Source organism: Ravibacter arvi, assembly GCF_039540405.1.
GTDB lineage: Bacteria > Bacteroidota > Bacteroidia > Cytophagales > Spirosomataceae > Ravibacter > Ravibacter arvi.
Genome location: NZ_BAABEY010000021.1, coordinates 104,197 through 115,105, shown reverse-complemented (window position 1 = coordinate 115,105; position 10,909 = coordinate 104,197). Strand labels below are relative to the sequence as shown.

The window sequence follows — 10,909 nt, the reverse complement described above, 5'->3', positions numbered from 1 at the left end:
GGGTACATTCAGATGTCACCAGATCCAGGAGTAAGCGAAGCTTATGATACGTCGGGATGACCATCCGGTGGGAGCGGCGCCAAACCTGTTGTTGTCAATGGTAGCGCATCTGCCGGATGGTCATCCTGAATGGAACGCAGTGGAACTGAAGGATCTCCTGTTGCAAGAAAAAAGTCCTCTGAAAGGGATTTGGTGCAGGGAGCGGGAGATCCCTCCACTGCGGTCGGGATGACCCTCCGGTTGGAGTGGCGCCAAACCTGTTGTTGTCAAAGGTAGCACATCTGCCGGATGGTCATCCTGAATGGAAAGCAGTGGAACTGAAGGATCTCCTGTTGCTATAAAAAAGTCCTCTGAAAGGGATTGGGTGCAGGGAGCGGGAGATCCCTCCACTGCGGTCGGGATGACCCTCCGGTTGGAGCGGCGCCAAATCTGTTGTTGTCAATGGTAGGATACGAATTAACAGATCAACGCATGACGGCCTATTTTGTGTCCTTCATCTTCTGCCGAATGCCGGACACGTATTCAATCGAGACCTCCAATGCAGACGCAATTTGCTGATCTGAGAGCAAGGACTGCTTCACAAGATTCCTAACCGCTTTTTCTGTCTTTTGCTCCATACCAAGCTCTCTGCCTTCTTCCCGCAAATAGTCCCACGTGGTCATTGCTGTCTTTTTTATCGTTACAGGCGCCATATTGATAACTTTTAGTATTTCTTCTCTCTTTAACCCGCTATTTACAAATATATAAATGATGAGGCTGGTTTGCAAGTCTGTACCGGCTTCGTCAGCAAGCCTTAATGTCAGCGGCATCCATACTTTAGGGGCGTCTTTCAACACGCTGTGTTTCAGTGCCAAAAGCGCCGCTGCGAGAAATTTGTTATGCAACATCCGGAGGACATGATCCGAAATTTCTCCCAGGTTATGATAGACATAATCAAAATCAGGCATAAACATACGAAGCTCGGGATCGAGGCCGTCGAAAAGATCATTCAGGGTTCTGTACTTCCATTTTTCTTTGCCGTGGTAGAGGAGAACCGGGACAGGGAAATCTTAACCTTGTGGCGTCGGTCTTTCATTTCGCAGGAGTAAACGATATCCGATACCGTTTTCTGGAGTTCTTTGGATACATAGGTGCCGGGAAGTTGCGCCAATGTCTGAAAATCCAGCCGCTCCGTTATATAACCAGGCAGTGCGGTGCGGAAGTAGTCAACGGCAATCTCTTTATCGGCCAGAATTGACCTTATAAACGTATCGTGTACAGCAGCAGGTTTGTCCATAAAGTATAGTAGTTATATTGCTGTCAAAGATAGGGATTTGGTTTCACTAAAGGCGGGTCGTCCGGAAACAGGATTCCTCAAAGCGTTAACGTTGATTTTTTAAGGTTTCGTCAAGATGAAAATTACCGATTCCCGCATACCTTCCGAAATATTGCCGCAGTTGTCTCTGGCTGTTGAGGTTGTCAGGCAGCATCTGTCATCAAAGCTGCTGGCGATACACTTGTATGGCTCTGCCCTCGACGGGGGCTTAAAGCGATACAGCGATATTGATGTACTGGTCACCATAAACGAAGGACTTGACGAAGCGCTGCGGAAGGCGCTGATTACCGACTTGCTTAAAATCTCTGCCCCGCCGGGGGAAAGCCGAATTCTGCGCGCCCTGGAGGTTACGGTGGTTGTGCTTGGCGATGTTGTTCCCTGGCGCTATCCCGCGGTCAGGCACCTGCAGTTCGGTGAGTGGCAACGGAAGGAAATTATAGACGGGATATTTGATTTGGAAGTCAGTGACCCCGATCTCGCCATACTGCTGACAAAGGCCGGTCAGAAAAGCATAGCTCTGTTCGGACCGCCGGCCGCTACGCTTTTTGATCCTATTCCTGAACGGGATTTTTATGCGGTTCTTTCCGATACCCTGAACCTGTGGAAATCACCTCCCGACTGGGAAAACGACGAGCGCAACGTGGTACTTACGCTGGCGCGTATCTGGTACAGCGCCGCGACGGGAATGATCGCATCCAAGGATTTCGCTTCTGCCTGGGCACTTGAGCGATTACCCGGAAAACATGCGTCCGTGCTGTCCGAAGCGCAACGGGCATACCTGGGGCAGGTGGAAGACCGCCTCGCCTTAAAGGGGAACGAAGTAGCTGAGACCATTGCCGTACTGAAAAATGAAATCGCCGGGGTGCTCCGTTCAAAACCCGGTTCGGATTGAAGACGAAATTTACCGGTCAGCGGGTCGGTTGGTTTGCCAAAAATGGTAACTTGGAGTATTCTAATAAGCATAAAATATACCTATATGGATACCTTGAAACAATTGAAAGAAGAACTGACAGAGGAATATCAAACAACAAAGAAGTTTTTCGAGCTATTTCCCGATGGGAAAAACGGCTATGCGCCGCATCCCAAAAGCATGAAGCTGATGCCGCTTGCACAGCACGTAGCCGAAGTGTTTGGCTGGGCAGACATTGTTCTGAAAACAGATTCTATTGATTTTGCCTCCGGCGACAGGCCTCAACCGTTTAGCAGCAGGCAGGAATTGCTGGATGCGCTCGAGAAAAACCACGCTGTTTCCATAGAAGCGCTCAGCAGAGCGGCTGAAGCAGACCTGCTTCCTCTATGGTCGGTAACTTACAACGGGCACAAGGTAGGCGAATGGACGAAATATGGCGCTATCAGGCACTCGTTAAACCAGGCCACTCACCACCGTGCACAGTTGGGCGTCTATTACAGGCTGAATGACATTAAAGTGCCGGGCAGCTATGGGCCTTCCGCCGACGAGATGTAGTAGCACAAGGTTGACCGGCGCCGTTATTCGGAGAGCAATATTATGAAAGGTTCGGATACAGGAATTCCTGCCTGGGTTCAGTAAGTTTGTTCTTCCTGTGACTTTTTTATACTAGCATTTTGCCGGTTTCGTTACCGGCGCGCCCCCGGGAGTTTTTAAAAGAAAATTCGACGTATCATGGGATCGGACCGTTTTACCGTTGATGAAAAGCAGTTGTTGGAAAGGCTGGCCAGGGGGAATCCGGAGGCCTTCACGATTTTGTACCGTCGTTACGGGCGGAAACTGCATGCCCATTTGCTTCGCATGATCCGGTCCGAGGAAATTGCGCGCGAAATCTTCCAGGATGTGTTTATGAAAATCTGGGAATTCCGCGAAAAAATAGATGTCAACAAACCTTTTGCCGCTTTCCTTTATCATATTGCCGAGAATAAGGTTTATGATCACTTCCGGCGAATGGCCCGCGAAAAACGCCTGGCCGAAAACCTGGTGATTTCCTATGCCGACTTTTATATGGATGACGAGGACGAAGCCCTGTACCAGGAAAGGTTTGGCCTGATCAACAGTGCAATCGACTTGCTGCCCCCGGTACGTAAACAGATCTACCTCTTTTCCAGGCTCGAGGGAAAGAGCTACGAGGAAATAGCGCGCTTGCTCGGAATTTCCACGTCTACGGTGAATGACCACATTGTAAAAGCCAACCGCTTTCTCAAAAAAGTACTGGCCGGGCATACCGGTACTGTGGCGCTCTGGGTTATCCTTTTCGGGGTGTAGGTATTGGTTATAAGTCGGGTATTATGCTGCCAGCTGTAGCCTGCGGGCGGAGGAGAAAGTTTTTTGCCTGAAAAAAGACGCGAACAGAGCAGATGAAACAGGCGGGTCGCGCGTAATCCTTGTTTGTCCGTTATAATCCTGGGGAACCGAAAAAATTACATCCCGCTACCAGTGTTAGGTTAATTTAGTTTTTTGTTTGCAAATCGCGAACAAAAACTAAGTTTGGATTATGGTAGCACATAACGGCATGAGACCGCAGGATGCGGTCATCCTATGTAAGATAGTTTTATGGGAAAATAGACCTTGGCAGTATCGGGATATTGCGGTAGCGTTGGACGTTAGTCTCTCCGAGGTGTCCCAGTCGCTAGTCAGTATTGATCTCACTAATAAACCATAGGCTCTCTAAGCCAAATTCAATACCACATTTAGTGGATACGACAACATCCGGAAAGTAGCTCCAGATACCAATTCCGTGTTAGGAACCTCTCCTGGCCATCCACCACGCCTTTCATTTATTCCTTTTAAGACCAAAATTATATCCGAAATGAAGGCCGGGTTCCCAACCAAAATAGTTGGGCCATTTACTTTCCTTTTCTCTAAAGGATGGCGGTGTATTGGTTTTTACAGGCCAATGAGTCAACCCGACAGATGGTTCTATAAAAAACCGGTTGTTAAATAGTTTAACCTGGTAACCCAAGCGGTAAGTCATAAATAATGTGAATCCGTTGGCCATCTTTTTATTGTCTTCGTTATAATATCTTTGAAAAGCATTCATTGCATGAACGGCGGTATATAACCCTTTCCACCAAAAACGGTTATAAGCCAATCCAAGTACATTCTGGCGTACATGCCCTGGATAGTTTTCTCCCGGTGCATCAAATGATTTTCCCCAGGGGTGCCTAACGGGTAAGCAAACCTGGATCTCTTTAATTCCAGGAAAACAACATCCTTGGGCGTGATCCTGTATCCGACATTCAATTGTATAAAATGAGGCGGATTAGGGTCATCAGGAATAAGATTTCCTAACATCAGGAATGTGCTCCCGACAAAATATTTTTTATAAGCACTGTCTTGTCGGGCGTATTGTGCATTCAGCTGTAAACTGCCTGCCGTCATCAAGGTCAAAGCGAACGATAGAATCTTCTTTTGCACATCAATAGTTGTTAAATGATGATGCAAAGGTAGACGGGCGGAAAATACCGGCTCGTTCACTTAAGTTAAGAAATGATCCTTACCGCTTGTCTTTCTCTACAATCCTTGCTCTCAACCTGCTTAACGACTGGGGTTTGATGCCTAAATAGCTCGCTAACTGATGCTGGGGAACGCGCCGGATAAGGTCTGGTCTCCTTTGTAGTAAGTTCAGGTAGCGTTGTTCGGGCGAAGAAGTTTTAAACTCGTCAAAGTCCATTTGTTGCTTGGCCAGCAATTCTTCCGACAACATTCTGCACATCATTTCAAACTTTGGAAATTTACTGTTCATTTCTACTTCCATATCAGAACTTGAAACCAGGAGAATACTGTCTTCAACACAACTAATGAAATAATCAGAAGGGGTTTTATGGATAACACAATGAGGCGTCAGGGCGTCCATTTCTGTATAGAATGCTGTTGTTTTTTCTTCTCCATCTTTGATGTAGTGAACCCGGATACAGCCTTTTAAAACAAAATAGCTCGCTTGTGAAAGCTGCCCTTCTTTGAGTAAAATCGTCCCTTTCTTTACCGAATGAAATATGTTCAAAGAAGTGATTGCATCCTTTTCATCCTCTGTCAGGGAAATGTATTTTGAAATAAAGTCAAATAGTATATCCTGCATTTTGTTGATACGTTTTGATCATAACCGTGCAACTTTTGGAAGGGAACCGGATAGTTGACCGGGGATGCGTTCCAGGACTATGGTATTGAGTAGCGTTTGTTTGGGAGATAACAAAAGTAAATTATTCCGGAGATATTCGGAAGAGGATGGCCACGAATTCGAGAGAAGCGGCGCTGGCTGGCTTTGATTTAAATAAACAATCTTTAGGTTTTGACCTGGTTGCGGATCAGACATGCTGCAGATTGTGTTAAATGGGTTCGACGGGCTCACCCGCCTACCGGATGGCAGCCTCCGGTAGGCAGCCTCCGGTAGGCAGCCTTCGACGAGCTCAGGCGCCATCCGGCACCCGCCATCCGGCAGGCACCATCCGGACGGCGCCTGAGCCTGTCGAAGGCTGTTCTTTGGATACCCATTCAATAGAAGCCATACGTTCCATTATAAGCCATCTGTAACTTTGTTGTACAGAATACACGAATGTAATCGTTTACGGTGGCGGTTCAACTGTGGATGGGCCGGTAAAATACCGATGCTACCGCGAAACCGTGCTGTATCCTTCCGGCGCATACCGCACTATTACTGTTGGATAACCCTTTCTTAATGGTTATAAAAAAAAAGTAAAAAAGAAGCAGATGGAATCCGCCGGTCAAGCGTAGTTAAAAAAAAACGCGGGCGGCGGACAGAGCAAGCCGGTAAGCCGGGCGGGTGTTGTGGTAAATTGTAGGGAAGCGGTTTGAGTTAAATTCCGAAAACGATGAAAAGAGACGAGGTTATCCGGGAGCTTTTTAAGAAATACCTTGCCGGCGATTGTACGCCCGGGGAGAAGTCGGCAATAATGGCCTACTTTCATTCGGAAAACAATGAAGAAGCCGTCAGGGAGCTGATCCGGGAAGAATTCAGCAAGGACATACCGATTGATACCCACACTATTAAGACCGTAGAGGAAGTCTACGCTACATTTGACTGGGTACAGCACCCCCGGAACACAAGGCGTCCCGGCATCCGCCTGCCGTTTACGCTCAGTTCCAGGGTTGCTGCTGCCTGGGTTGGTATATTCCTTAGCCTGGCCGCCGTCTCTTATTTCTACCGCTTAAAAAAGGACACCCCGGGAAAAACCCTGACCGCCGTTACCGTTTCAGGTGAAAGGAAAAAGGTTACCCTGAACGACGGCACGATCGTGTGGCTGAATGCGGCGAGCCGGCTGACCTACCCGGAGCTTTTTTCCGGGGACCGGCGGGAGGTCGTCCTGGAGGGAGAAGGTTTTTTTGACGTAACTCGTAACCCGGAAAAGCCTTTTGTGATCCGGTCCGGTACTTTGAAAACCACGGTGCTTGGAACAAGTTTCAACATCCGGGCATACCGTGAAGACAAAACCATGTCGGTAGCCGTCGTAACGGGTAAAGTGAAGGTGGCTTCGCCGGAAACAGAACTTTACCTGAAGCCGGATGAACTTGCCGTCTTTGACAAAAAGCAGCGCAGCCTGGACAAGAAAGCGGAAAGTGCCGCTTCCGAAGTAACAGGCTGGAAAGATGGCGCCCTCCGGTTTCGCAACACCACGTTTTCGGAAGTAACCGCCGTTTTACAGCGGAGCAGGGGCGCCGGTATCGCGTATGAGCCCCGGCTCGAAAACTGCCCGGTAATTCATGCCGATTTTGATGCGGGTGATTCACTGGAAAGCATTCTGAACACGCTGATGATTGCCGTCAACGGCAGGGTTGAGAAAAAAACGGACGGAACCTACCTCCTCCGGTCGGACGTCGATTGTCGCTTATAAGCAGCTCATCTTATTATTAAACAAAGGAATCGTGCCTATGGTCGACTAAAAAAAGAAAGCCCGGAGTTGCGCCGGGCCCTGTCAGGAAAACCTTAAAACCGGGAAACGTGGACGAGCGCTTCGAAACAAACGACCACATCCCGGAAGAGAATAGTTCCACCTTAACTAACCAAAATTATGAAAAAAATGTGTACCCGGAGTGGGGATCTTATTTACTATGTTAAGAAAACCATGAAATACAGCGCATTCCTTGTTTTGCTGGTTTGCTCCGTGGCCTCCGCTACTTTTGCGGAGGAGTCCTATGGTCAGCAGTTGCTGAAAGTACCGGTGACGCTCCGGCTGGACCGTGTGACGTTGTCGGAAGCGCTGGATAAAATCGCGAGGCAAACCCGCGTGCAGTTCGTATTTGTCGGTACCCAGCCGCTCCAGAAGAAAATCACCACGCTCCACACCGAAAATGAAACGCTGGAAAAAGTGCTTGATAAACTTCTGACCCCCTACGGGCTGTTTTACCAGGTGGTGGAAAGCCGCGTCGTAATCCGCAGTATAAAAACAGACGCAACGGGCGAAAAGATAACGCCTTTGCCCACACGTGAGGAGATACGGAGCGGGCTGACAGTTTCCGGGCTTCCGGAGCGGTTATTCCGGCGGGAAGATGTTGTCTCGGAAGCTGTCCGGGAAATTCGTATATCAGGGAGGGTTAGCGATGAAAAAGGGGAGCCGCTCCCGGGTGTAAGCGTGCTGATCAAAGGAACGCAACGTGGTATGAGCACGGATGTCAACGGCAGGTTTGCCATAGAGGTACCAGACGAAAGTACGGTCCTGGTATTTTCTTTTGTGGGTTATACAAGCCAGGAAGTAGCGGTAGGCGACCGGAGTACAATGGAAGTGCGGATGGAGGTAGATCAGAGATCGCTCGAGGAGGTAATGGTCGTCGGGTATGGTACTCAGAAAAAATCGGATCTGACCGGGTCGGTCAGCTCGGTAAAAGGCGCCGATCTGACCCGGCTGCCTACCCAGCGTGTTGACCAGGCGCTGCAGGGAAGAGCCGCCGGCGTGATGGTACAGAATACCGACGGAGCGCCCGGCGGAAATGCGATCATACGCGTCAGAGGGGGAAATTCAATTACCGGCGGAAACAATGCGCTCGTCGTGGTGGACGGAATTCAGGGCGTCAACATCACTACGATCAATCCCAATGATATTGAATCGCTGGAGGTTCTGAAAGACGCTTCGGCGACAGCCATCTACGGCGCCCGCGGTGCCAACGGCGTCATCCTGATCACGACAAAGCGGGGGGCGTCCGGGAAAGCGGTTTTTAACTACGGGTTCAGCATGGGGGTGCAAAAACTTGGCCATAAGCTGGACCTGATGAATGCCGGCGACTATGCCCGTAAATCCAACGACTGGGCAGCGACCCAAAACGGTACCGTCAGCGCCCCGATCGACCCGGTGATCCCTTTTTCGGCAGAAGAGATCGCCCGGCTGGATGCCGACGGCGGCACCGACTGGCAGGACGAAATATACCGGAGCGGCAGGATGCAGAACCACCAGTTGTCGGTCAGCGGCGGCAGTGAGTCGATACGTTATTTTGTATCGGCGGGCTATATGAATCAGCAGGGTATTGTGATCAACAGCAAATACACCCGTTACAACCTGAGAAGCAACCTCGATCTGAAAGTAACGCGGTGGCTCAATGCGGGCATTAACCTCAATGTGATCAAGGACAAAGGGAACGTGCCGCCAGTGGGGGAGGGCACGCGTTTCGGAGATATTCTCGGACAGGTGATCAATACCGTAGCCCGGTTTGACCCCGTTACGCCGGTTTATGACGCAATGGGGAACTACAATACCAAGGCACTGAAAGGAGGGCCCGACGGTTCAAAAATTTACGCCGACAACGATGTCTGGAACCCGGTGGCGACCGCGCTGGAAACAAAGTCCGAGAAAAACAACATCACCAATGAAATCAGCACTTTTCTCGACTTCCGGCTGCTGGAGGGCCTGTCGCTGCGGGTTACGGGTGCGGCCAGCATCAATGCCAACGACGACCAGCATTACTACAGTACCAAAACCCAGCCCGGCCGGGGAATCAGCGGGCTCGGTGACCTGGCGGAAAACAAGTACCAGTATTTTCAGAATTCAAATATTCTTACTTACAGCAAGGTTTTCGACAAGCGGCATGCCTTCACGCTCACCGGTGTCGCCGAGCAGCAGCTCATACAATCGAAAGGCTTTTTTGTTTCGGCTCAGGGTTTTTTCAGCGACGACACAGGCATCAACGACCTGGGCGGCGCCTCCCAGATCAACGAGCGGTATAATTCACAATCCAGGCAGGTGCTGAATTCGTACCTGGGCCGCGTGAACTATGTTTTCGACGAAAAGTACATGGTCACCGCCAGCTTTCGCGCCGACGGATCATCGGTTTTCGGCGCCAACAACAAATGGGGATATTTTCCTTCCGCCGCCGCCGCATGGCGGGTTTCACAGGAAAATTTTATGCAGCTCGTGAAAGCGCTTTCAAACCTTAAATTGCGTGGAAGCTGGGGAAGAACGGGCAACCAGGCCATTCAGCCCTACCAAACGCTTGCTACCGTAGCATCGGGCTTCAATTATCCATACGACGGCAATGACGCCACCAACATCGGTTTTGCACTGGGCCGTGCCGCTAATCCCAACCTGAAATGGGAAACGACCGAACAGTCGAATATCGGTATCGACCTTGGCCTGTTCGGGGAGCGGCTCACGGCAACCGTTGACGTTTACAACAAGAAAACTACGGATCTGCTGCTCAACAAGCAGGTCGAAGCCTATACCGGATTCAGCACCATCCTTTCCAACGTCGGCTCGATTCAAAACAAGGGAATTGAGATCTCGTTGGGCGGCAGGCCTTTACAAAGCAACAACCTGAAATGGAACACTTCGTTCAACCTGTCTTTCAACCGGAGCAAGGTGCTTGCTTTGCTTGACGACGCGCCGCTGGCCATCCGGACCAGCACCGGCGGCGGTTACCAGATATGGGGCAGCGGTTTTTCACTGAAGTACCTCCAGGTGGGGCAACCGGTCGATCAGATGCGCGGCTATGTCAACCTGGGCACCTGGAGCGAGGCAGAAAGGGAGCAGGCGAAACTGATGGGACAGGCGCCCGGTGAGGCGAAATGGAAAGACGTCGACGGGGACGGCAGAATTACCAGGGCCGCCGACGGACTCGAAGTGATCGGGAACGCATCGCCGAAATTCATCTACGGCTGGAACAACAGCCTGAGCTTTAAAAACTTTGACCTTACCTTTCTGATCCAGGGCAGCTATGGCAACGATATTTTCAATGCGGTGCGCATCAAAACCGAAAACCCGTCGGTAGGACTGAGCAGCAACCTGAAAAACAGGTGGACCCCGGCCAACCAAAATACCGACGTACCGGTATTCATGAGCTCGCGTGAAAGAAACCTCCTTGAACTGGGCAGCAACCGTACCTCCGGTATCGGGGTAGATCAGCGCTCGAGCCGCTGGGTAGAAGACGGTTCGTACCTGCGGATGAAGAACGTGACGCTTACCTATACCATTCCGTCGGAAATCATCGGCAAAGCGGGTGCAAGCAGGTTGTCGGCCTATGTAACGGCGATTAACCTGTTTACGGTCACGAAATACTCGGGGTATGACCCGGAAGTGAGTTCGTTCAATGCCGGCGGGGCAGGCGGTATGGGGATTGACCTGAGCAACTATCCCACGGCCAAAGTATTCATGTTTGGAATTAATCTCACCTTCTGACTTCTG

At 50.3% G+C, this 10,909-nt stretch carries 11 protein-coding genes; 7 read left to right on the top strand and 4 right to left on the bottom strand.

All coding sequences use genetic code 11. From position 1 onward, the window contains the following. Nucleotides 1-129: 129 nt before the first annotated feature. A complete protein-coding gene (locus ABD852_RS11720) occupies nt 130-276 on the top strand; it encodes a hypothetical protein (protein WP_345028879.1) in 147 nt (48 codons plus the stop codon). Nucleotides 277-301: 25 nt separating this feature from the next. Then, complete coding sequence (locus ABD852_RS11715; RefSeq protein WP_345028878.1) at nt 302-448, top strand: hypothetical protein; 147 nt, start codon at nt 302-304, stop codon at nt 446-448. Between the two features lie 31 nt (nt 449-479). Here the strand turns inward: ABD852_RS11715 and ABD852_RS11710 are convergent, their stop codons facing one another. Both ABD852_RS11710 and ABD852_RS11705 read right to left on the bottom strand, forming a co-directional pair. Then, nucleotides 480-992: an RpnC/YadD family protein gene (locus tag ABD852_RS11710; protein WP_345028880.1), complete on the bottom strand. Its 513-nt coding sequence runs from the start codon at nt 990-992 to the stop codon at nt 480-482. Beyond that, nucleotides 989-1,276, bottom strand: a complete 288-nt coding sequence (locus ABD852_RS11705; RefSeq protein WP_345028877.1) for an Rpn family recombination-promoting nuclease/putative transposase — start codon at nt 1,274-1,276, stop codon at nt 989-991. The genes ABD852_RS11710 and ABD852_RS11705 overlap by 4 nt, the downstream gene beginning before the upstream one ends. Before the next feature lie 115 nt (nt 1,277-1,391). Between ABD852_RS11705 and ABD852_RS11700 the strand changes: the two genes are divergently transcribed. The 3 genes from ABD852_RS11700 (at nt 1,392) to ABD852_RS11690 (ending at nt 3,551) form a co-directional block, all read left to right on the top strand. After that, entirely contained in the window at nt 1,392-2,207 is an 816-nt protein-coding gene (locus tag ABD852_RS11700) for an AadA family aminoglycoside 3''-O-nucleotidyltransferase (protein WP_345028876.1), read from the top strand. A gap of 84 nt (nt 2,208-2,291) precedes the next feature. Then, a complete protein-coding gene (locus ABD852_RS11695) occupies nt 2,292-2,780 on the top strand; it encodes a DinB family protein (RefSeq protein ID WP_345028874.1) in 489 nt (162 codons plus the stop codon). A gap of 177 nt (nt 2,781-2,957) precedes the next feature. Next, nucleotides 2,958-3,551, top strand: coding sequence for an RNA polymerase sigma factor (locus tag ABD852_RS11690; RefSeq protein ID WP_345028872.1), 594 nt, complete (start codon nt 2,958-2,960; stop codon nt 3,549-3,551). A 771-nt stretch (nt 3,552-4,322) separates the two neighbouring features. On the opposite strand, the gene ABD852_RS11685 is transcribed toward ABD852_RS11690, so the two are convergent. Both ABD852_RS11685 and ABD852_RS11680 read right to left on the bottom strand, forming a co-directional pair. Further along, nucleotides 4,323-4,763: a hypothetical protein gene (locus ABD852_RS11685; RefSeq protein WP_345028870.1), complete on the bottom strand. Its 441-nt coding sequence runs from the start codon at nt 4,761-4,763 to the stop codon at nt 4,323-4,325. A 19-nt stretch (nt 4,764-4,782) separates the two neighbouring features. Then, nucleotides 4,783-5,364, bottom strand: a complete 582-nt coding sequence (locus ABD852_RS11680; RefSeq protein ID WP_345028867.1) for a Crp/Fnr family transcriptional regulator — start codon at nt 5,362-5,364, stop codon at nt 4,783-4,785. 751 nt (nt 5,365-6,115) lie between these two features. Between ABD852_RS11680 and ABD852_RS11675 the strand changes: the two genes are divergently transcribed. Then, nucleotides 6,116-7,135, top strand: coding sequence for a FecR family protein (locus ABD852_RS11675; protein ID WP_345028865.1), 1,020 nt, complete (start codon nt 6,116-6,118; stop codon nt 7,133-7,135). Nucleotides 7,136-7,312: 177 nt separating this feature from the next. Continuing rightward, a complete protein-coding gene (locus ABD852_RS11670) occupies nt 7,313-10,903 on the top strand; it encodes a SusC/RagA family TonB-linked outer membrane protein (protein ID WP_345028863.1) in 3,591 nt (1,196 codons plus the stop codon). The last annotated feature ends 6 nt before the right edge of the window (nt 10,904-10,909 follow it).